Genomic DNA, 21,845 nt, shown 5'->3' on the forward strand with positions numbered 1-21,845 from the left:
TGCATACGGCCGCCGCGGCGGCTTATTGCAGCGTCGATTTGTGCAAGGCGGGCAAAGGCAGCTGGAAAACGTCGATGCCCTCGTCCGCCAGTTCATCGCACTCCTCCGCCGTGGCAACGCCGCGAATCCCGTGCTCAGGCACTTCCTTGTAGTGGATGCGGCGCGCTTCTTCGGCAAAACCTTCCCCTACGTCTTCCGTGTTTTCCATGACATGGCGCGCCATGTCCAGCAAGCGTTTCTGCATCTGCGCCGCTACCGGCGAATGCGGGCCGACTTCCTTGCGCGCGGCGGTTGCGGACTTGGCTGTAGAGAGGTTCAAATGCGGCGCTGACGGCAGCTTGCCCACTTTGACGCTGTCGCAGATCGGACAGACGATCAGCTGCCGCGCCGACTGAGAAAGAAAATCATCCTCCGAGCCGAACCAGCCCTCGAAGCGATGATTCTGTTCACAAGCTAAATTGTAGACTTTCATGATGCGGCATTCGTCGGCGCGGAAAAGCAGGGATCTTACACTAACCAGCATAGAACTTAATTAAGCTCTTTGCCGCTTAAAGCTTGTCTGCGGCCTGCAGCATCTCGCTGATCTGGCGCATGCCGACCGCTTCATTGCCGTAGGTGAAAGTGCCATGCTCGCGCATTTCCTCGGCTGCCCGCAGGAAGGCGCCGAGCGCCGCGCGCGCCAGAGAACCGCCGACGCTGACCCGCTTGACGCCGATCTGCGCCAGCTCTTGCAAGCTGAGCTGCACGCCTTGCAATCCCATGACGACATTCACCGGCTTGTCCAGCGCACTGACCACGGCGGCAATATCTTCCCTGCTTTTCAGGCCGGGCGCGTACAGCACGTCGGCGCCGGCTTCCTGATAGGCTTGCAGCCGTTTGATGGTGTCTGCCAGATCGGCGCGGCCGACCAGGAAATTTTCTGCCCGTGCGGTCAGCGTGAACGGGAAATCCAGCGCGCGTGCCGCCTCGGCGGCGGCGCGTATCCGCTCAACCGCAAACGCCAGCGGGTAAATCGGATCCTCGCGCCGGCCGCTGGCGTCTTCGATGGAACCGCCGACGATGCCGGTGGCCGCCGCCAGCCGGATAGTTTCCGCCACCGTTGCGGGCGAATCGCCAAAGCCGTTTTCCAGGTCCGCGCTGAGCGGCAAACCTGTGGCCGCCGCCAGTTCGGTCAGGTGCGCCATCATCTGCTCGCGGCCGATGGCGCCATCCAGCAATCCGCGGGAAAACGCATAACCGGCGCTGGTGCTGGCCAGTGCTTCAAATCCCAGCAAAGCCAGCAGCCTGGCGCTGCCGATATCCCAGGGATTGGGAATGATGAAAGCACCCTCGCGCGCGTGGAGCTGCTGGAAAACCTTGGCTTTCTCGATCTGGGATGGCATTCAATCTCTCCAATATGAAATCGTGCCGGAAGATTTTTCCTGGAAAAATCCCCTGCGGTTATTGATACATCAAAACAACTTTTACGGACAGCAGACGATAAACATTACCACCAGCAACTAATCAATGCAGGCGATCGCCAAAGATGGGGGGAAAGCGGGCAAGCAAGCGATTCTCTATTAGCTTAGCGCGGCTTTGTTTCCTAGAATGAAATCCTGAAGATTTGGTCGCAACACTTTACCGCCGGCTTGTTTCATGCAGGCTGGTCAAGCGGAGGAGGATATGGAAAAAATACTGCTGGCACTACTCCTGGGCGGGATCGCGGCCGGCATGCCCGGCCAGGCCATTGCCGACAATGGCACCGGCCTGCCGATTGCGGGCCAGGCGCCGCTGTTTGCGCCGCCTCCGTATGGCGCGGACATGCATGTGCAGCCGTTATTCATGGCGCCGCCGTCGGTGAGAATAGCGCCGGCCTGGCGTGAACGCAACGACTGGGCAAAACGGCGCACAGATCAGTGGAGCGAACTCGAATGGCAGCGCCAGCAGTGGCGGGAAAACCGCGGTGAAGCAACGACCGCCGGCAATCCGCTCAACACCGGCACAAGCCAGGATCCGGCCTCATCCAACAGCTTCTGACGCCGCCAGCCAAGGGTTAAAAGCGCGGCAAATCGGCCAGGGTGCGGCCGGAGGCGTCGCGCTCCGCTATGCCGATGCCTTCGATGCCGTGCTCATGGATCACCAGCGCGATGCTGGGGCCACGCACAATCTTGCCATCCACGGAAAATGCTGTCGCCACTTCATCGCCGAAGTGCAGCGCGTCGACCACCAGGCTGACGTCCTGCTCCGACGTCTTGTGTTCCCAGCCGATAGAGCCATCGTCCTGCGGCTTGGCCCGTCCCCAGCGCACTTCTTCGACCCGGTCGCCTTCGACATTAAAACGCACTGCTTCAATCATATGAATCGACATGTATTTCTCCGGGATAGAAGGTCTGGTTATTCAGAGCTTCATGTTACCTGCCATGTTAGCTGGCAGCAAGATACGCGCCGAGAAATTCGCTGAAGCTTTCTGCCTCGACATACAAAAAACGCCACCCAATTTCTGGGCAGCGTTTTTTGCTCGATGGCGCTCAAGGCAGCCGCCGGTCGTCAATAGCCAGGAGGCTCTCCCGGAACCACGCGCAACCAGCCGCTCGGGCAACTGGAAAGCTCAGGATAGTAGCCGACAGGATCGTTGCAGTAGTAGCTGTAGTTGCCGTCAGGCGCAGTATAGACAGTGCCCATCGGATAAAGCGCCGGATCGTAGTAGTAAGGCCCCCAGAAGAACGGGCCGCCGATCACGATCACGGCGCGGCCATGGAAATCCCTGAACCGGTGGAATCCGTGGCGCGCTTGCGGGCCGTTGCCATGAAATTGGCCGCCGTTATTGCCATGGAAGCCGCCATGAAATTCGCCGCTGCTGTGCATGCCGCCGCCATGGAAACCGTCACCGTTGCGGGCAAACGCCGGGCCGGCGGCGCCGGACAAGAGCAGCGCAAGCGTAGCCAACCAAAAAATCAAAAACTTTTTCATAGCAAGACCTCTTACTTCCCATGCCGCCGCCCCGGGCGGCGCCACAACAGTGTCTCCCTGTATTCAATATAGTTTGCGGCAACCGAATGGTCGATACAATTCAGTAATGTTTGCAACAGCATGTATCAGGACGCAAAAAATACGGGGCAAGACCGGGCGCCGGCGGACGTTTCATGCCGCACTCCGCTTACGGTATACTTGCTCGTCCAAAACGCAGAAAGAAAGCAATAGAAATGACGACCTACAAAGAACTGCAAGCGCAAATCGAGCAATTGAGGAAACAGGCAGAAGAATTGCGTCAGGCCGAAATCGCTGACGTGATCACCGAAATTAAAACCAAGATGCAGGAATATGGCATTACCGGTGCGGACCTGGGTCTGATGGGCAAGAAGCGCGTCATGAAAACTTCCCCGGCGATGGCAGACGAAGCGCCGGCAATGACGCCTGCAGCTGAAGAAACGCCCGCCGGCAGCGATATGTGATTGACGGCTGCGATTGACATCAGGCGGTCGCCTTCGACGGCAACCGCCTGATGTCAATCCAACGCAAAACGCAAGCCCAGCGCAAAGACATTATTGCGCAAGCCGCCGCCCCCCAGTTGCGCATCGTAGTTGAAATACCAGCCCCAGCGCTTATCCACCGCCGTATTCAAACCCAGTCCGAGCCAGCCGCTGCTGCGCGCCAAGCCTATTCCCTGCACCGTAAAGCCCGCCCCCGGCGCGCCTGCAAAAGCCGCATTGAAATCCAGATTGCCGTCGTTGAAGGCATGCTGCCAGGCCGCATAAGCTTGCAGCATGCTGTCGCCGCCCGCCCACTGGAAACTGGTGTCGCCGCGCACGCCGAGCAAGCCCGCCGTCTGCCGGTAAGCCCGGCTATCCGCTGACAGGCCGAACACGCCGCCGTTTTCGGTAAAGCCGCCGCGCTTGAGGCGGTCATAGGCGAGGCCGGCATAGGGCGTCAGCCGCGTGCTGCCGGATAAGGGCAAAACATAACCGCTTTCGGCATAGGCCGACCACAGGCTGTCGGTATGCTCGGCGTCAAGCTTCTGCGTGCTGCTGCCGATCAACGCCTCGCGCGTCACCGTGCTGTCGACTGTCGCTACGCCGGCCCGTCCCGAGACATACCAGCCCTGCGCGCCAAACGCCTGGCGGCCGTATAGCGAAATGCCGGTATCGCGGCTTTTCGATTGCCCGCCGAAACGGTCGAAGCTGGCCTTGCTGTCCGAATAGGCGATGGCGACGCCGACAATGGTATTGGCGCCCAGCCGGGTATCGACGCCGAACTGGCCGCCCCACAGGGAGGTATCGCCGCTGGCGTAGCCGCTCTGGCTCAGCTTGCCGGAGGCGCCGATGGCGCTGACCCACAGGCCTGTGCCGTCATGCCCGCCAGGCTGGTTACCCAGCAGCGACAAGCGGTTGGCCAGGTCGCGGTTGATGGCCTGCGATTGCTGGAAGGTCAAGGCTTGCGCCGAGGCGTGGATCTGGCCCGACAGGCTGTCCAGCACCTGTCCCGCGACCGCCACGCTGGCACTCTTCTGCACGGCGGCGGCGCTGGCCAGGAATTGCCCGTTCACGCCACTGACATTGCCGCTGGCGACCATCCGGTCGGCCGCCTGCAAGCCGCTCTCCAGGGCCGCGGCGGCATTGTTGCGGGTGGCGTCGCCGGCGAAAGACTGCGCCGCCATGGCGGCGACATTGGTGCGACTGATGAGCAGGTCAACTTCCTTGGCCTGGTACGACAGGTTCGCAGCGATGAACACCCCCGGCGTAAAGCTGACGCCATCGGCTTCGAAGCTGAGCGTGCCGAACTGGCCGCTGACGCCGCCGGCAGCCGTCAGCACCCTGGCCACGCCCGCCTGTTGCGTCATATAGCCGGACGGATCGCTGCTGCCGGCCGGCGTGGTGGCGATCAGGTGCGAGTTGCCGAGGATGGCCGCGCCGCCTACTGTCAGCGTGCTGTTGAGCTGGTTGGCCAGTATTGCGCTTGGCGTGGCCACATAGTTGCCGCCGATCGTCAGTCCGGCACCGCTGTTGTCGAGGCGGCCGCTGTTGCTGACATTGCCATGTACCGTGCCGCCGACACCAGAGAGCCGGCCCAGGCTGGCAACATTCACATTGGAAGCAACCGCGCCGGTGATGTTCAGGCTGCCACCCAGCACATTGCTGTCGCCTGCATAGGTATTGTTGCCGGCCAGGGTCAGCCGGCCGCTGCCGCTCTTGTTGAGGCCGGCATCGCCGCCGATATCGTTCTTGAAGACGGAAGAGGCGCTGTCGAACTGGACATTGACGTTGGGCCCCAGCGCCAGGCTCTGGGCAAACAAGGCCGGGCCGTTGACCGCCTTGCTGGCGTTCAGCAAGCCCCAGCCATAGGTGGCGGTATCGTGCATGTCGGTCGCGGTCGACAGGATGGTCTGGCGGATCAGGTCGGCATTCATCCAGGGATAGGCTTGCTGCACCAGCGCCGCCGCCCCGGTCACGGCAGGTGCGGCGAAGGAGGTGCCGAAGACGCGGCCGCCGCTGCTGCTGGAAATGAAGTCGCCGGGCGCCGCCAGGCACCAATTGGCGGCGACGCCGCAGCGGTTAGCGTAGCTGGAAATCATGCCCGGCACCGTATCGCTGGCGCTGTAGCCGTTGCTGCCGCCGGCGGCATTGACGGCCGTCACGGCCAGCCAGCCGGCTTGCAGGTCTGGAAAGAGCTTGGGCAGGCTGGCGTTCAGGTTCGGCTGCGCGCCGCCATCGTTGCCGGTGGACCAGACGAACAAACCCTGCTGCGCCACCAGCGGCTGGTACATGGCGTGCAAGGCCAGCGCCTGGCCGACTGTCGCGCCGCTGCTGCTGATGCCGCTGGACTGGTTGAAAATCCGCACGCCCTTGGCGAACATGTCCTGGTACATCTGGCTGCTGAACAGCACGTTATTGTCCGTGGTGCCGGCTGCGGCTGCCTGTATCCGCACGGCGGAAGCCACGCCCAGGGTGTTGCCGGCCAGCACTTCCACCACTTCAGTGCCGTGCATATTGCCGTCCGCGCCGCTGGCGTTATACACCGTCTTGCTGATGCGTCCGGCAAACTGTGGATTGCTGACATCGAAATCGGTGTCGATCACCCCTACGGTAATGCCTGCGCCTGTGATTCCCTGCGCGCGGGCGGCAGCGACATTGCTGGGGTCAAGTACATTCAGCATGGCTGGCGGCGGCGCGACTGGCGGTGGAGTTACGGAGCTGGTATTGCCGGGCGGGGTAGGAGCAGGGGCTGGCGCAGGACTTGGAGCAGGAGGGACGCTGGGTACGGGGGTTGCGACCGGATTCGGGTTGCTGCTGCCACCCCCGCCTCCGCCGCAACCTGAAATCATTAGCAATACAGCAACCGAGATGATCGACAGCGAATTCTGGCGAGACAATTCTTTTCCCATAACGCCTCCCACATATATGTGCATTAACTTCAACCCGATCAGCGATCGGTATATCGGCCTGCTGCATTCACATACTCAGTCGTGCATCTATAGTAATAAGTCCCATTGTTTCCATTGGGCAATTAAAGTATGCGCGCCTTTTTCCTACATTTCATTACTTCACAGAAATATTTCTACATGGATACATTTATGCGGCCAGATAACCACACAAAGCAGATGGCGCGAGAGAAGTCTTGACGAGGGGAATGGATGAAATATGACGAAGCCGCCAAATTTACGATCAACTAACTTTTTACGAGAATTGCGGCAGCTTTTGTTATTATTACTCCCCGGTAACCTTACCGAACTCCATGGGCATCGGCACCGTCACAAACGGAGGTCTCGCCCATGCCGGCACAACTTCAGGGGATAAACATGACATTTACAGAATCAATCAAGATCTGCTTTTCCAAGTATGTCGATTTCAATGGCAGAGCATCGCGCTCCGAATACTGGTGGTTTATTCTTTTTCTCGTACTGGGGACGGTTGCCACAGGCGTCGTCAGCAATAAGCTGAGCGGGCTTTTTTCGCTCGCCACGCTGCTGCCTTCCATCGCTGTGGCAACACGCCGCTTGCACGACACAGATCGTAGCGGCTGGTGGCAGTTGCTGGGATTTGTCCCGGTCCTGGGCTGGATCATCGAAATCTACTTCCTGATCCAGGAACCGAAAGAACCGAACAGATTCGGTTCGGCACCGGCCAGCCAGGCACTGCCGGAAACCTGAAAATCCGGCGAACAACGGCGCCCGCCTTCCACCCAGGCGGATGCCGCACAATGAAAATCTGACGGAATCACCCATCTTTCATCAGCAGGACAATATGAAATCCGCTCTGTTAATCATCGATGTCCAGCACGATCTTTTTGAAGGCGCCAGGCGGCCGCTTGAAGCCGATGCAGTGGTCGAACGTATCAACGCCCTCGCCGCCAAGGCGCGCTCCGCCGGCGCCCCGGTGGTTTTTATCCAGCATGAGGAGCCCGCCAGTCCGCTTGAGTACGATTCCCCGGGCTGGCAACTGCAAGCTGGCCTGCAGATAAAAGAAGGCGACACCAAGCTGCGCAAGAAGACCAGCGATTCCTTCCTCCGTACCGAGTTGCAGGATCTGCTGACCTCATGGAACATCGATCGCCTGGTGATCTGCGGCTACGCCTCGGAATTCTGCGTCGACACCACCGTCCGGCGCGCCGCCGCGCTGGGATACCCGGTCACCCTGGTGTCCGATGCCCACACCACCCATGACAAACCGCACGCTACAGGACTGCAGATACGCACGCATGAAAATGCGACATTGCAAAACGTCGACAGTTTTGGGCCGAAAATCACGGCGGTGGCGACGGCTGAGGTCAGTTTCGTCGTCTAGGCTAGGCAGACAATTTATTGTCAAAGCAACTGCTTACGAGAAGATGGCCTTGGCAGGGAGAACCTGTTAAAATTCGGCCCTGCCCAGTATCGCAGGCGGTTTCTGTCGATACTTTTTGCGGTTTTCATGCAAACCCGCAAACTTGCCCGAGTGGTGAAATCGGTAGACACAAGAGACTTAAAATCTCTCGCTCGTAAGGGTGTGCCGGTTCAAGTCCGGCCTCGGGCACCAATTACTAAAAGGCTCTCAGCGATGAGAGCCTTTTTTATTGCGCTCCGCAATCCTAGGTTTGCTCCGCAAAAACGTCGCTCGCGTTGCTTATCCATGTGCGCTCGGGTCGCCCATAAACCTGCTGCCGATGCGACTGGCGCTAAACCATGTACAGTTTGTAAAGTCCAGGATTGTGATTCCTGCTGTCGCGAGTTCGAGTCCGCCGCCTTCTACGCCCGACGTCTATCGAGATCTAAGCACGAAAATTGAGAATAACGGCGGCAGCACATCAATATGATGTGCTGCCGGCAAAACTTACCAGGTGAAACCGTATCCAACCTGGAGGACGGTGTTTTGACCTGTGGTACTGACACCCGCTCCCCACGCGCTATTGCCGCTTGCACTAACCTGTTTAAATTGCAATGCAAGCGCGTTATAGCCCTGATACGAACCCAATCCTACCCCTACCCCCCTTTTCCCAGGATTCACAGTCGGCATCACCACACCCGAAAGCGCTGCGCCCATAGCAACACCGGAGTAAGCGATACGCTGAACGTTGCCCAGTTGATTTTGCACATTGTTGAGTTGCGAGACATTGACGGCATCGGTCGGATTGACACCAGCAGCAACGTTGGTGATGCGACGCTCGCTGCCGGGAGATCCTACAGACATGGTATTGGCTTGATCCGCTATCGAACCGGCGCCCAGGGCTACCGAGTTGCTTGCGGTGGCCTGCGCCCCCGCACCAGTCGCGACCGAATTATTCCCTGAAGCCAGCGAATTTTGACCAATCGCTACAGTAGGATCTCCGGTAGCCTGCGCATTATTACCAATCGCCACTGATCCTGCCTGCGAAGCTAAAGCACGGAAACCGACGGCGGTGGTATTGGCATCGGTCGCTTGCGCATTAGAACCAAATGCCGTCGCGCCATCCTTGGTCGCCTGAGCACACAAGCCGGAGCCAGTAGCGTCCACCCCCTTGACGGTGGTACATGTAGCTGCAACTACACTGCTGATGCCAGTGCCGCTAGCACCACGCGTCTGTACTGTACCATCACCGTTGGCACCGCCAATTGTTGTCACTCCAACGGTCGCACCATTTCCACTGGCGGCTACCGATGCATCCACGATTGGCTTCAGAGATGTTGATGATGTCAGGATGCCATTCAGACCAGTGGAGAGAGATGTTAATTGACTCAAGCCCGTCGACAACGATGAGATTCCCGTTGAAGTTGAACTCGACAACGAAGCCACACTGTTATTAGTAGTACTCAGGCCCGTCGAAGTCGAGGTCGACAACGAAGTCACGTTGCTATTGGTAGTGCTTAGGCCCGTCGAGGCCGAAGTCGACAACGATGTGACGCTGCTGTTGGTAGTGCTCAGGCCGGTCGAGGTCGAAGTCGACAACGATGTGAGGTTACTGTTGGTGGTACTCAGGCCAGTCGAGGTCGAGGCCGACAGCGAATGCAGGCTACTGTTGACTGTGCTCAGACCAGTTGAGGTCGAGGTTGACAGGGAAGCAATACCGCTAGTCGTCGAACTCAGACCGCTCGACAAGGAAGCGACGTTGCTGTTGGTGGTGCTAATGCCGCTAGACAGCGAAATAACATTGCTGTTTATCGAGCTCAGGCCCGTCGAAGTCGAGGTCGACAGCAAGGATACGCTGCTGTTAGTGGTGCTGAGACCGCTGGACAGCGAAGTGACGTTACTGTTGGTAGTGCTGAGGCCACTAGACAGCGAAGTAACGTTGCTGTTTGTTGTACTCAGACCAGTTGAAGTCGAAGTCGACAAAGAATCGACGTTGCTGTTGGTGGTGCTAAGACCACTGGACAGCGACGTAACGTTGCTGTTGGTTGTGCTCAGACCAGTTGAAGTCGAAGTCGACAAAGAATCGACGTTGCTGTTGGTGGTGCTAAGACCACTGGACAGCGACGTAACGTTGCTGTTGGTTGTGCTCAGACCGGTCGAAGTCGACGTCGACAATGACGACACACTGCTGTTGGTGCTGCTGAGGCCGCTGGACAGCGAAGTGACGTTGCTGTTCGTCGTGCTCAGGCCTGTCGAAGTCGACGTCGACAGCGAGGATACGCTGCTGTTGGTGCTGCTCAGACCGCTGGATAGCGAAGTGACGTTGCTGTTCGTCGTGCTCAGGCCTGTCGAAGTCGACGTCGACAGCGAGGATACGCTGCTGTTGGTGCTGCTCAGACCGCTGGATAGCGAAGTGACGTTGCTGTTGGTGCTGCTCAGACCCGTTGAAGTCGAGGTCGACAAGGATGACACACTGCTGTTGGTACTGCTGAGGCCGCTGGACAACGAAGTGACGTTGCTGTTCGTCGTGCTCAGGCCCGTCGAAGTCGACGTCGACAAGGACGACAGGCTGCTGTTGGTGCTGCTGAGGCCGCTGGACAACGACGTAACGTTGCTGTTGGTCGTGCTCAGGCCCGTCGAAGTCGAGGTCGACAAGGACGACACGCTGCTGTTGGTGCTGCTGAGGCCGCTGGACAACGAAGTGACATTGCTGTTCGTCGTACTCAGGCCCGTCGAAGTCGAGGTCGACAAGGACGACACGCTGCTGTTGGTGCTGCTGAGACCGCTGGACAACGAAGTGACGTTGCTGTTCGTCGTGCTCAGGCCAGTCGAAGTCGACGTCGACAAGGACGACACACTGCTGTTGGTCGTGCTGAGGCCGCTGGACAACGACGTAACGTTGCTGTTCGTCGTGCTCAGGCCCGTCGAAGTCGAAGTCGACAAGGACGACACGCTGCTGTTGGTGGTACTGAGACCGCTAGACAACGAAGTAACGTTGCTTTTCGTTGTACTCAGACCAGTTGAGGTAGAAGTCGACAACGAGGACACACTACTGTTGGCGGTGCTCAGGCCAGTAGAAGTAGAAGTTGACAACGATTTCACATTGCTGTTTATTGTGCTCACACCAGTTGATAACTGCGCGACTGTCGCCACGTCTTGCGGAGCAGCACCATCGGCCACGTTGGTGATGCGACGTAGCGCCGTCGCACTACCGACTGACACTTCTGACAGCGGCGCGGCTTGACCAGTAAGAAACCCTGCGCCTGTCGGTGCTGCGGCGCCGGTCGTCGAACCAGAGCCTATTGCCACGCTGCCTGCATACAACGCGTTAGCTTGGGCACCGATGGCAACAGCAGAAACTGCAGCCGAATTGGCAAGCGCTCCCAGGGCAATGGAGTCCATTGCCGCCGCAGTAGTTTGCGTCCCTAGCGCAATTCCACCTTGCGCTGCGGCATTCGCATTCACACCCATTGCAATACCACCGGCTCCCAAGGCGGAAGCATTCCAGCCCAACGCTGTAGAGCCCATTCCGTTTGCTTGCGAACCACATCCTGTCGCAAACGAATTCATCCCATATGCTTGCGTAGTAATCCCCGCGACATCACCGCTTGAAACCGTAACGTTCCCAAACGTACCACCGCCTGGCCAAGGAACTAAACCTGCTGGCTGACCAGCACCAGCACCTTGTGGGGTGCCCCAACTGGCGGCTGAAGTCTGTGTACCAAAACCGTAGAAACCACCAGTATTATTTGTGCCCGTGCCGTAAACAGCAGCGGCGTTCATGGGAGATATCGTTCCGCAATCAGCCGCACCAGATAAGGCAATGCCATTAAACGATGAAGCGACAGACGAACCGCGGACAGAAGGACTGTTCGCATTACCATCCGTTGTGGTCATTCCCCAATTCGTTCCAGCTATGCCGGCAAGAACATCGTGACACGCTCCCATGCCGATCAAAACCGAAATCGACGCGATCACGATGCTGCAACTTGTATTTTTTTTACTTTTCCCGGAATTCTTTGCCAACTCTCCAACCACACATAGCTGACCTGTTACCTTACTCCAGACCACACGGTAAATTCTATTCATAATATATATCCTCGGTTTTATATTTTAAAATCAAATTTCTGTCTAAAAAGAATGGCCATAACCCGTCGCTATATTGGGAAAGATAGTGCGTTGCAATATTTAAATTCTTAATTTTCCATATAAATTAATTCAACGGCGAATCAAAAATATTTATCAATCGACAGTATTTTTTTTAGTTTTCGTTGGTGAAAGAATTTGATCTACTCGTCTTTTTCGATTCTCTTTACGCTTCAATCTTGCTATAGCCAAAGCATCATATAGAGCACCATAATCGGCAATTTTTTGAAATTCACGCGCCAATTCAGGAAAATCGCTCATCGCAATAACCAAATCTTTCCAAACACCGCTCTCGTTCCAGCGCCTAAACCGCACATAACACGTACTCCAACTACCATATTCAATTGGCAAATCAGTCCACCGCCTTTGATTATTGACGTGCCACAATATGGCCTCTACAAAAAGCCGATTATCTTTAGCAATGGTTCCTCCGCTGAATTTATTTCCCAATAGCAATGGATTTAATTGCGACCATTGGTCATCTCGAATAAACATAAATATTCCTATATGCACGAACCACAATTACCCGACATCTTTTTTCATTTCCTCAGAGAAATTAAATAATTGATTCAATTTTTTATCAACGGAATCCCCTGCGAACAAATTCTAAAGAAATGTCATTCTTTAACATTGACATTAACGGACAAATAATTACCATATTTGACCTAACGGTCGTTCGTTTATAAAATCCCCAGGGAGACTCTGATTTCTCCGATAGCGTCAAATTTTCAATTTGGACAATAGCTACAAAAATTGTCTACAATTGACAACAAGCAGGATGAGCATGTGAAGGAGTTTTTTGGATCTTGAATATGTTTCGAAGAAAAAGTTGATACGGCGCGACCACTTCTTCGCAGAGATTGATGCTGTGAAAATGTGGGCGGCACTGAGGAAGGAATTGCGCCGCTTCAGCCGAAAACAGAAGACGCTGACCTGCCGCCGATTGGGCTAGCGCGGGTATTGTGGATGTACGTGGTGCGACAGTGTTTCGACCTGTCCGATATGGATATGAAAGATGCGATCTGCGACAGTCAGGCCATTCGGGGCTTTGCTTGACTCGCTCTGAATCGTGAGTCGGTGCCTGATGCGAGGACGTTGCTGAAATTTCGGCGCCTGTTGGAGACCCACGACCGGGCGTCGAGAAGCGTGAAGAGAATCAAAGCAAGTCGGTGGCCTACCATGTCGCCACGCCAAACACCGTGTCCTGCCTAAAAACAAATTGGGCCGATGCGTGAAAAATCGGAAACTCTCAAAATATTCATTAATGCGCGAAACTCAATATATATGATGGATAATTGAATTTCCAAAACTTATGTTTTGGCGAGAAAAGCAACTAAATCTTTAAAATTATAGGCAGATTTAGGAATTATTTCATCCCCGCTCTTATTTTGGCCATTAGGAACATTTTGTAGCATAAGAATGCCATAGCGATAATAATTGACAGGTGCACCGATACCTAGCAAATATTGTTCAGATTCAAACACAAGGGCTAAGCGTTGGTCGCGGCTCTTCTTCTCCACCAGGAGATTTTGTTTCTTAATAGCATTTAATTTCAAGTTAATATTTTTCACATTAATTCTCCACGGCAGACTCCCAAGAGAAATAATAATGCTCTAAAATGTAGAAAAACTACATATGACATAATTTAACATTTAGTGTTGTGCGGCTGCACATTAGCCTAGCACCCCTCTCCCAGAGTGACGGATGCTTTCGATAGGTGTGATGACACTTTCAGTGTTGTGCAATTGCACATGAACCTGATGCCTCCAATGCAACAAACACTTTCGATAGGTACGATGGCGAAGGCTGGCTGTTTATCGCGGTCGTACTGGGCTGACATTCGAGGCATATCGTAGGCTGCTCGGTGCAGTCGACAATGACGGCACGGCTGGTGATGGATGCATTGCTGATTGCCGTCTTTCTCAGAGGATGCTCTCGAGCTGTGCCATACAAAGGCTCTCAATACATCGGTGAGCACCTCCAGTGTCTGCTGGAGGGATGTCAGATCAGATCGTGACTACTGCCGCTTATACCCATGTAAAAGTTGTTGCTGCCTTTCATGAGGTGTGTATCCCGTCCAACGACGGAACGCTCGAGTAAAAGCACTTTGCTCGGAATAGCCAAGCAATTGGGCAATTTCGCCCAATCGTAGGCGAGGATCCAATAAATAACGTTCAGCGAGATGCTTACGTACATCGTCTAGCAATGCCCGATAATTTAGCCCCTCTTCATCTAAACGACGTCGAAGAGTACGCGGAGTTATATTCAGTTCCGTAGCTATTTGTTCTAATTGGGGCTCCCCATTGTAGATTAATCGAGCTATAGACTGTCGGACCAACTGTTCAATGTTACTACTGACTTGAGGTAGCTCCTCTAACATCATGTCGGCTAACTGTTCAAGCATTTGTAGCAAAATTTCATCAGGCTTACGTAGCTTTGTGGCCAGCTGCCATAATCCGACTCGTATAGAAGTCACTGGCTGTTCAAATAGCACTGGGCAACCAAAAAAATCGATATAGGGCTGAATATCCGGTGGAGTTTTGTTTGTAAAACAAACCTGAATTGATGGAGATGTCTTGATTGCGATATTCCTGACAATCTGAATGAATGATGCGAGTCCACATTCATCTACAAGCGGCCCATGATGGCCGCGATCTGCACCCCATGTGAGAGTCAAATCAAAATCTAGAACGTTAATGTGAAGTTGGCTCGTTTCATGTATCAAACGCTCATATTCTCTCATCCTTATCATAGCACTAGCCAAATTCTGACAGGATGACAATATATATCCCATTACTCCCAAATGAGCAGTCGTAATATTCTTGCCGAGTCGCAGACCTAAAAGAGGATCATCCAATCGGTCGGAAGCAAGTTGCAGCATCGCCCGCCATTGCACCATCGGATAGCGCTGCAAGCCGCGATCAAGTGGCTCAGGAGGTGGGATGCCGAGAAGAGCCTCAGGGTCTATATCTTGCTTTTCCAGATATTCAAATAGTAAACGTACAAAACCACTAGACGTGAATCCCGTTATAACATCTGATTGGTGAAGTTTTTGGATATTGTCGTCATGCATTATATGCTGCCCCAAATTTTGCATCGAATGCTGCCTCATTCTTAATTGCAGCTTCTAAGTTATTCAGGATTAATCTGGCCTGTGCCTCCTTTTCGGTTGTCGGAGTAATGGGGGCGAGAGTATTTCCGTTATTGTCCTAAGTGCCCGTTTCGTTATTGCGATACCCGCTGCAGCAAAAATTATGAATGTGTACAAAAAACATGAATTGCCATACCAAGGAAATTTTGTGTTTCATCCAGACTCATGACTGCCCGAAAACATTGCATTTTTAACACCAATACTCAACAGATAGTTTGCGCACTGGTTTAATGGTTGGACCAATGTAATACATTCAATTTAAAATGTAAACCGCATTATTTTGCGTCGTGTTGATGCGGCCAATTTCCTCGCGAACCCTTGCCAGCTGAGGACTTGACGTTTTTGCGAACTGCGTTAAAGCAGCGCATTTAACTTCCAGGGCGGGCGTGGATAACCGTAGTCGTGAACGTAAATAGGAAAAAAGCCGCAAACCCGTGGCAGCGGACCAAATTAACCCGGGAGAGTAAATACAGACAGTTCAGTATAAAGTTTGGTGAAATAGATGTCTAGTTAACAATAGCTTAACAATGTATAACAATGCATATCACGTCGCATTGACTGTGGCAAGAGCGATGAAGCAGATGCGTCAAACATCGGCGCATCCGGAGCGCCTCGTCGCCGCCCGCTCCTGTTGATAGCCATTCCAGGAATCGATTTACGTCTAACAACCACTAAAATTGATTGGTTATATTTGTAGTCACTTGCAGATGTGCGTAATACTCGCGCAGCCCTAACGCCAACTCTCGCCAGGCACGACAACTGGCGGCATTACCGGCCTCAACGGCAGCGACCTGAGCAAGCGAAACGCCGGCGGGTTCTCGGTCAGAATCGGCGGCAGGTCCGGGATCCTCACCTGACCAGGCGGCGTCGTACAAGCGCACAAAGCCAGCATTAACAGCAAAGCGAACATTATCCGTTTGCGTAATATAGATCGGCACTTGTTTTTCAATGGTTTCTCCTTTGATGTAAATGGTCTTGATGCGATCGACGTACTTGATTTGCGTTTTCGTGACGACAATCTGCTGTGCCTTGGCGATTTTGATTGAGTGCTCGGCCTGTTGATTGACGTAGGCAATGTGTTTTTCACCCTCGTGTTGCTTGCCTTTGTTGTAGCAGATCGTCCCGAACACGGCGGCGACCGAAACCAGCGCCAACCAGCGCACCCACCAGGGCAATATTTCTTTCAATAGATTCATACGACTCCCAAGCCGCTTTTGCACGCCACCCAACGCGCGTGCCGCGCGGACAGGCTCTCAGCTGTGATGCCGGCACCATTAATCCGCGTCGACAGCCCATCAAAATCCCCTCTATCGACATAGGCATTGCCACCAATCGAAAGCCAGAACCAACCCGCCGAGCGAGCCGCCAGCGCCCAGTCCGTGGAAAGCCGCTGCGGGGCCGCGACACAATCAATACCCAGTGCCGCCGCGCACGCTGCGTAGTTATCGCGAAACGTGATCTGCTTCAGACCACCACCTCGATAGCGCCAGCCATCGCCGGAGGCGACGTCGCCATTGCCGTAGCGATTGGCGTAGACGATGTTGGCGATCCGGATCTGGCGTTCTAGCGGCACCATCTTTTCTCCTGGTTGGCGACCGAGCACGGCGGCGTGGGCAGCAATGCGCTTGCCAAAGGTGCCAATCAATCCCTGCACCGAATAGTCAAACGACTCGGACAAGCGAGACAGCCCAGCACTTTCGTGACCGATCTGCGCAATGAAAGCCACACATCGTGCCGGCGTGCTGATGCCGAACTCACTCATTGCCGCATTGATCGGTGTCGCCCAATCCGTGGCACGCGCGGTAGGTATAAGCAAAGCAGTCGAGAGCTGGAAAGCGGAGAGATTCATCGCTTCCTCAGGTAGTTGCATTGACGCCACCGGCGCCAGAACCAGACAGCCAGAATCGCGACAGCCACATTTGACACCACCTCAGATTGCTCGCTCCAGAAACCCAAGACATCCGGCCGCATGATGTTCACAAAGGACGTGATCGCCACCAGGGACAGTGCGGAAGTACCCAGTGCCCGCGTTTCCAGATGCCTGTTCAGCACCGCCCACAAACAAAACACCAGCAACACCAGGTTAGCCAGCGTATTAATTAGTTGGATCATTTTTGGCTCCCAAATAGCGGCGCTTCAACGTGCCGATGATGTCCGCTTCGTTAATTTCCTTAAATACTTCGCGCGCCGTAGCCAGCGCAAACAAACCAACCAGGAACTCGATACCGGAATGGGTCCGCGCGCCGGTGATGACGAACCAATCGATCAGCACCGGAGCAATGTAGACGGCACACGCCAGGCCGGCGGCAAAACTGGACAGTTTCTGCCACCAGTTCAAACCATCCCCCAGAAATTTCAGGGCAACCGCCGATCCCACCGCCCCGGGCAGCAGCGGCAATAGGTATTTCGTGATTGCCAGCCATATCGCCGCTAGCGTGCTTGTTGGTTCTGCCATGCCTCTTCCCATTAATGATCTGCGCCGGCAGGAGAACCACATTGCCCCTATCGACTGATTGCCTTACCTAGTGCCCCTATCCCCTTGATCACCCCATCCAGGCGTCCTACTAAGGCAAGCTGCACCTTCTGCTCCAGCTCCCGATGCTTCACCCAGGTATCAAACGCTTTCGACTCCAGGAAATCCCGTGCATCCGAGATCCCCATGTGCATCGCCTCCGGGTACGAGGTGCTTGAATATAAACTCAAGCTAACTGCCATATTGCGTAGGTTTTCCAGTAACTCTCTTCGCGAACTCACTGACACAGGCTGAAACTGGAAATCGGGCCGGAGGCAACGACTTCGCCTCCGACTCCTTATGCGGCAATGCCACAAATCCCTCGTCAATTTCGACTGTCTCGAAGAAATGCATCATCAGCTTGTTACCGCGGTGGCGCATCGCATATAACCCCAAGAATTCCGACTCCGGGTACTCGCTGATCACCAGCATGCGGCTTTTCAGCCACTCCAGATACTTCAACGAATCCAGTGCAGGATCCGGCGCAAGCTCGCCCACACGTAACAGTTGCGCCGCCATGGCACCCAGCATCCAATGCAATTGGCCGGCCACCTTCGGGATGTGTCCGTGCAATTGCTCAATGGCTTCCGCCATTGCGCCCGTCACCGGCGAGATCTGCCATTCGTCGCCACCATGGCTGCCAAGGGCGATGGGGAAATCAGGTGTGTCACGGCTGGCATTTAGGTAGTCCATGTAATGGCCGTCGCCGAGCATGAAATTGGCGCCGCCGCCCTCTTCTCCTGTGGTATGGGCCAGGTAGTGACCCACCACCAGCATGCGCTCCTGCACCGTCCAGTTTTTCGGATCGGTGACATGGCGCTCGGTAGGCGCGTCAGCGGACTCGATGACCATCTGCAGGAACGTCGTGGTCGATTCTTCAAAACGCTCGGGTGGCACGGCGGCCAGCAAGCCGGCGTTCACAATGGAGAGCTCGCGCAGCTTGACGGCGAGGCGGCGTGTTCTAAGGGGTGAGAAAGCAATCATATGATTCGATAATCCTTAGTTAATTGGACGAATAGAAACCTGGTGCCATGAACTTCTTCAGGTCGTCGCGATCCAGCGCGGTCAAGGTCGCCAGCGTTAAGGGAATGGTGATTTCGGTGTAATAACCGTCTTGGTTGATAGGGGCATCGATCGGCTCGCCGATGGTCTCGATCACCATGGGTGCCAGGGTCCGCTGCTTATACTGAAAGCCGATCAGCTGCGGCGCGACGGACGGGAACATGCTGTTGATGGCGCCATCAATACCATCGCCACCGCTCGCGGCACGCCCGACCAGGCTATCGCCGCTGAGTTTCTGCGGCAGCGCCCAGGCCCATAGCTGCTGCAGCGGTACCGCTACCTCCCTTTTGGGATCGCTAAAGGCACGAAACACCAAGGACACGTTGATTTTGATGGGCGGCATCCCGGTAAAGATCTGGGTCGAGTTCAACTTGGTGATACCAGTGCGGCCTTCAAATTTCTTGATATTGCGTTCTATGGCGCCGACTTCGCCACTACTGGATCCCGACTTTGATTTACGGCCGAAGAAGGAGTAAAAGTCATTCATTCCAGGCAGTAGCGCGCCCGACTGCAACATGGCAATCAAGGCCGGCGCTTTGCTGTCAGGACTGCTTTGCTCGAATGGCGACTGCCAATTCAGCGTCGCTTCCATATTGCCGCCGGCAGTCACGGGCGCATGCACCTCGATTTGCTCTTGCCCCGCACGCACCCCCTTGTTGTCAACCGGATAAATCTTGGCAATCAAATGCTCGGAGAGCCCTAACCACTGGGAACCGAGGATCTGCTGGTCTGCCGTCGTGCCCTGCCCTGGTGCGGCCATGTTTCAACCTTGCATAAAATAGCGGGCAGCCGATTCACCTGGCTGCCCGCTGTGTTGAAGTGTTAATTCACACTGGGAACGATTACTTGCTCAGGCCCATCTTCCGATTCAGCCGCATCGACTTCATGCGACGCATGGTGGCACTGGCCGTGTGCGCCTTCATCTGTGCCTTGCGGATACTGACCTTCTGCTTGGCAGTCAGGCGAACGCGCCCCGCAATACGCTTGTTGATCCGCACCTTCTTGCCATTGCGGATCACCATGCGCTTCTTGTAAGTGGCATCCAGCACTGCATCGCTGCCTTCATCGCCAAACACAAAATTGTCGATATCCGCGCTGGAGGCCTCATCGCCATCCGGCAAACTGGCGGCCAGCAGATCCCGGATCCGGTCTGCAGCAGCTTCATCCCAATCGTTCAGGAGCTTGTCGCAGTCTTCATCCGAGACGCCCTTCTCGGCCAGGTAGTCCCAGGCAAATTCGAGAGCCGTCTCCAGCACATCGGCCTCATCGTCACTGAGCTCACCGTCCTTGTTCGCATCCACCAGGCCAACCATATTCGCCATCAGACGGTCCGCCAGGGATTCCTCATCATCGAGATCATCGGTTTCAATCCACTCCTGGATCGTCGATGCGGCACCGAGCGCAATGTGCGTGGCGGCATAGTCCGCCGCGGCATTGCCCTCCTCATCATCGGAGGCAGAATCGAGCACCACCTCCGGTAGCTTCTTTGGAATTTCCTTCACGTGTAGCGTATGGCGAATCGCTTTTGCAGCCAGATGACTCATCTTTTTCCTTTCATTTTGTATGCCCCGATTAGCGGGATAGTGTTTGGGTGACAAAGGTTTGGCGATTGGTGCCGTCGTATTTCAAGGAATAGGACACGTCCATGCGATCCGCCGGCCGCAGCGCATTGGGCTGCACCACATACTGAAACGCCTCCCCGTCCATCTCAGCGCTGGGCACGATCCACTTAGCGGTCTTGGCATCCTTGAACAGCTTTTTGAGGAAAGCATCGGTCTTTTTAACGGAGACTTCCATCGGCAACTGCAACGCCTCTTTCGCAAAGCGCGTGACCCAGTCATCGATCGAACTGGACATATCAGCCACCGAGATCAGCTTTTTCATGGAGACCGCCGTTTTGGCGCAAGTCAGCGAATCGCTGAACACATATTTGCCGCCGCCGTTGTATTTGACGTAGATCACCGGATTGATCTTGGCGTCCGCCAGATCGCTCAAGTCGTCGTCCGGCGAGTAGATCTGCACAATGCCTGTTCTGTCCAACGGCCAGTTTTTGCCAGCAATCGGATAGTTTTTAGGCGCGAAGCCATTGGCATCGATCTGGGCATTGCGCAAGCACCGGCGCGCCACGTTGTACGCCGAGGTGCCGAGCACTACTTTTCCGTTCAGGCCCAACGGATCGTCAGACTTCAACGGCGCCCAGAATGCCTGGCAATAGTGAGAATCGAAGTTCAGTTGCGCCATGAAGGCAATCGCTGCCTCCGGCGACAGCGTGCCAGGGACATCCCAAGCAAACTGCCGATTGGTGTCATAGGCCAGCTGGGCCAAAGCCGATAGCAGCGCCGACGCATGCGAGCCGCCGCTGACGATATAGGCGTAATCATGTTCCGTCTTCTGCAGCAAATCCCGTGCACGCGCAAAGTCCGCCACCCCATAGGCGGTGCTGCCCTCGGTAAAATAGGCCATCACCGGAGAAATGGCGACCTTGGCGCGGCCATTGGCATCCCGCCCGTAAGCATTCGAGGTCGGCGCAATCTGGGCGCCATGCCCCACCAGCACCTCAACGTTGTCAGTCGTCCGCTCCACCACGTCCGGCAAATAGGCGCTTTGTTGATAGTCGTCCACGGCATCCGGATTGAGCGATCCGACAAATTCGTAGAGCGTATTGCGGTCCTTGTCGCGCAGGCGCAGCGTCACTTGGCGATTGGCGACAAGTACACCGTTTTCCGTCACCGCGTCAGCATGCAGCTCGACCACAATCCCATCGTTGTAGCATTCAAGATGCTTTACCGACAACAAAAATGGCTTGTCGGTCGGTACATCGGCGGCTACGGTGAAAAGCAGATCCGTCGCTGGCGCCTCCGGCTGGGTCACGATGATGGTCGACAGTACGGCGGTACTGGTCGTCAGACGCTGAACCACCGCCGAGGCCGCGCCCTTTTGCAACGCTTCATAGACGTGGATATGTGCCTCGTTCAGTGCTGAAGCACGTAAGGACTCGCCGCGGCCGAGCTTCTTTTGGAAATTGCCGCGATTGACCCGAAACGGCTTGTCAATACGCCCGCGCGTGGCGCGCATGACGATGCCGAACACCTGATCGGAATTGTCCGGCGCGTAGCCATCGGTCATATCCCGCAAAGGATTCAATTGCACGCCCGATTGAGAGCCAAGCTGCCGATTAAAAGCAGTAGACATAGAAGAT

At 55.3% G+C, this 21,845-nt stretch carries 22 protein-coding genes, 1 tRNA gene and 1 pseudogene; 6 read left to right on the plus strand and 18 right to left on the minus strand.

Annotation, left to right across the window (positions count from 1 at the left end; genetic code table 11):
• Window positions 1–22: 22 nt before the first annotated feature.
• Window positions 23–472, minus strand: coding sequence for a DUF1178 family protein (locus tag KHU30_RS04255; protein WP_211441367.1), 450 nt, complete (start codon window positions 470–472; stop codon window positions 23–25).
• Between the two features lie 76 nt (window positions 473–548).
• Window positions 549–1,382, minus strand: coding sequence for an isocitrate lyase/PEP mutase family protein (locus tag KHU30_RS04260; RefSeq protein ID WP_211441368.1), 834 nt, complete (start codon window positions 1,380–1,382; stop codon window positions 549–551).
• A 280-nt stretch (window positions 1,383–1,662) separates the two neighbouring features.
• Here KHU30_RS04260 and KHU30_RS04265 point away from each other — a divergent pair, with 280 nt between their 5' ends.
• The gene (locus KHU30_RS04265; protein WP_211441369.1) at window positions 1,663–2,016 is read left to right on the plus strand and encodes a hypothetical protein; all 354 of its coding nucleotides are present in this window, start codon (window positions 1,663–1,665) and stop codon (window positions 2,014–2,016) included.
• Window positions 2,017–2,032: 16 nt separating this feature from the next.
• On the opposite strand, the gene KHU30_RS04270 is transcribed toward KHU30_RS04265, so the two are convergent.
• Together KHU30_RS04270 and KHU30_RS04275 are read right to left on the minus strand one after the other, a co-directional pair.
• Entirely contained in the window at window positions 2,033–2,347 is a 315-nt protein-coding gene (locus KHU30_RS04270; protein ID WP_230411434.1) for a hypothetical protein, read from the minus strand.
• Window positions 2,348–2,526: 179 nt separating this feature from the next.
• On the minus strand, window positions 2,527–2,949 hold the full coding sequence (locus KHU30_RS04275; RefSeq protein WP_211441370.1) for a hypothetical protein: 423 nt from the start codon (window positions 2,947–2,949) through the stop codon (window positions 2,527–2,529).
• 110 nt (window positions 2,950–3,059) lie between these two features.
• On the opposite strand from KHU30_RS04275, the gene KHU30_RS04280 reads away from it, so the two are divergent.
• Complete coding sequence (locus KHU30_RS04280) at window positions 3,060–3,431, plus strand: H-NS histone family protein (protein ID WP_230427177.1); 372 nt, start codon at window positions 3,060–3,062, stop codon at window positions 3,429–3,431.
• Between the two features lie 53 nt (window positions 3,432–3,484).
• Here KHU30_RS04280 and KHU30_RS04285 read toward each other — a convergent pair whose 3' ends face one another.
• On the minus strand, window positions 3,485–6,130 hold the full coding sequence (locus KHU30_RS04285; RefSeq protein WP_230427178.1) for an autotransporter serine protease: 2,646 nt from the start codon (window positions 6,128–6,130) through the stop codon (window positions 3,485–3,487).
• Window positions 6,131–6,745: 615 nt separating this feature from the next.
• Here KHU30_RS04285 and KHU30_RS04290 point away from each other — a divergent pair.
• The 3 genes from KHU30_RS04290 (at window position 6,746) to KHU30_RS04300 (ending at window position 7,988) form a co-directional block, all read left to right on the plus strand.
• Complete coding sequence (locus KHU30_RS04290; RefSeq protein ID WP_230411431.1) at window positions 6,746–7,123, plus strand: DUF805 domain-containing protein; 378 nt, start codon at window positions 6,746–6,748, stop codon at window positions 7,121–7,123.
• A 94-nt stretch (window positions 7,124–7,217) separates the two neighbouring features.
• Window positions 7,218–7,757 (plus strand): cysteine hydrolase family protein, encoded by a 540-nt coding sequence (locus KHU30_RS04295; protein ID WP_211441372.1) that lies wholly within the window; start codon window positions 7,218–7,220, stop codon window positions 7,755–7,757.
• Between the two features lie 144 nt (window positions 7,758–7,901).
• Window positions 7,902–7,988: transfer RNA gene (locus KHU30_RS04300), tRNA-Leu, on the plus strand.
• 294 nt (window positions 7,989–8,282) lie between these two features.
• On the opposite strand, the gene KHU30_RS25635 is transcribed toward KHU30_RS04300, so the two are convergent.
• The 3 genes and pseudogenes from KHU30_RS25635 to KHU30_RS04310 all read right to left on the minus strand — a co-directional run bounded on the left by KHU30_RS25635 (window position 8,283) and on the right by KHU30_RS04310 (window position 12,416).
• On the minus strand, window positions 8,283–11,723 hold the full coding sequence (locus KHU30_RS25635) for a YadA-like family protein (protein ID WP_456236961.1): 3,441 nt from the start codon (window positions 11,721–11,723) through the stop codon (window positions 8,283–8,285).
• A 33-nt stretch (window positions 11,724–11,756) separates the two neighbouring features.
• Window positions 11,757–11,864: pseudogene (locus KHU30_RS25640) on the minus strand (ESPR domain-containing protein); the annotation flags it as partial.
• Window positions 11,865–12,017: 153 nt separating this feature from the next.
• A complete protein-coding gene (locus KHU30_RS04310; protein WP_211441373.1) occupies window positions 12,018–12,416 on the minus strand; it encodes a transposase in 399 nt (132 codons plus the stop codon).
• A gap of 304 nt (window positions 12,417–12,720) precedes the next feature.
• On the opposite strand from KHU30_RS04310, the gene KHU30_RS25645 reads away from it, so the two are divergent.
• Complete coding sequence (locus KHU30_RS25645) at window positions 12,721–12,873, plus strand: hypothetical protein (protein ID WP_211441374.1); 153 nt, start codon at window positions 12,721–12,723, stop codon at window positions 12,871–12,873.
• A 358-nt stretch (window positions 12,874–13,231) separates the two neighbouring features.
• Here the strand turns inward: KHU30_RS25645 and KHU30_RS04320 are convergent, their stop codons facing one another.
• From KHU30_RS04320 to KHU30_RS04365, 10 genes are all read right to left on the minus strand, one after another.
• Window positions 13,232–13,492 (minus strand): hypothetical protein, encoded by a 261-nt coding sequence (locus tag KHU30_RS04320; protein ID WP_211441375.1) that lies wholly within the window; start codon window positions 13,490–13,492, stop codon window positions 13,232–13,234.
• 446 nt (window positions 13,493–13,938) lie between these two features.
• Complete coding sequence (locus KHU30_RS04325; protein ID WP_211441376.1) at window positions 13,939–14,994, minus strand: AraC family transcriptional regulator; 1,056 nt, start codon at window positions 14,992–14,994, stop codon at window positions 13,939–13,941.
• A 749-nt stretch (window positions 14,995–15,743) separates the two neighbouring features.
• A complete protein-coding gene (locus KHU30_RS04330) occupies window positions 15,744–16,268 on the minus strand; it encodes a hypothetical protein (protein WP_211441377.1) in 525 nt (174 codons plus the stop codon).
• Window positions 16,265–16,921, minus strand: a complete 657-nt coding sequence (locus KHU30_RS04335) for a glycoside hydrolase family 19 protein (RefSeq protein WP_211441378.1) — start codon at window positions 16,919–16,921, stop codon at window positions 16,265–16,267. The genes KHU30_RS04330 and KHU30_RS04335 overlap by 4 nt, the downstream gene beginning before the upstream one ends.
• The gene (locus KHU30_RS04340; protein ID WP_211441379.1) at window positions 16,918–17,184 is read right to left on the minus strand and encodes a hypothetical protein; all 267 of its coding nucleotides are present in this window, start codon (window positions 17,182–17,184) and stop codon (window positions 16,918–16,920) included. The genes KHU30_RS04335 and KHU30_RS04340 overlap by 4 nt, the downstream gene beginning before the upstream one ends.
• On the minus strand, window positions 17,168–17,527 hold the full coding sequence (locus tag KHU30_RS04345; RefSeq protein WP_211441380.1) for a holin: 360 nt from the start codon (window positions 17,525–17,527) through the stop codon (window positions 17,168–17,170). The genes KHU30_RS04340 and KHU30_RS04345 overlap by 17 nt, the downstream gene beginning before the upstream one ends.
• Before the next feature lie 249 nt (window positions 17,528–17,776).
• The gene (locus KHU30_RS04350; protein ID WP_211441381.1) at window positions 17,777–18,568 is read right to left on the minus strand and encodes a hypothetical protein; all 792 of its coding nucleotides are present in this window, start codon (window positions 18,566–18,568) and stop codon (window positions 17,777–17,779) included.
• Window positions 18,569–18,587: 19 nt separating this feature from the next.
• Window positions 18,588–19,406 (minus strand): hypothetical protein, encoded by an 819-nt coding sequence (locus tag KHU30_RS04355; RefSeq protein WP_211441382.1) that lies wholly within the window; start codon window positions 19,404–19,406, stop codon window positions 18,588–18,590.
• An 82-nt stretch (window positions 19,407–19,488) separates the two neighbouring features.
• Entirely contained in the window at window positions 19,489–20,190 is a 702-nt protein-coding gene (locus tag KHU30_RS04360; protein WP_211441383.1) for a hypothetical protein, read from the minus strand.
• 28 nt (window positions 20,191–20,218) lie between these two features.
• The gene (locus KHU30_RS04365; RefSeq protein WP_211441384.1) at window positions 20,219–21,838 is read right to left on the minus strand and encodes a hypothetical protein; all 1,620 of its coding nucleotides are present in this window, start codon (window positions 21,836–21,838) and stop codon (window positions 20,219–20,221) included.
• Window positions 21,839–21,845: the final 7 nt, after the last annotated feature.

Source organism: Collimonas humicola, assembly GCF_018304945.1.
In the GTDB taxonomy this organism is placed as follows: domain Bacteria; phylum Pseudomonadota; class Gammaproteobacteria; order Burkholderiales; family Burkholderiaceae_D; genus Collimonas; species Collimonas humicola.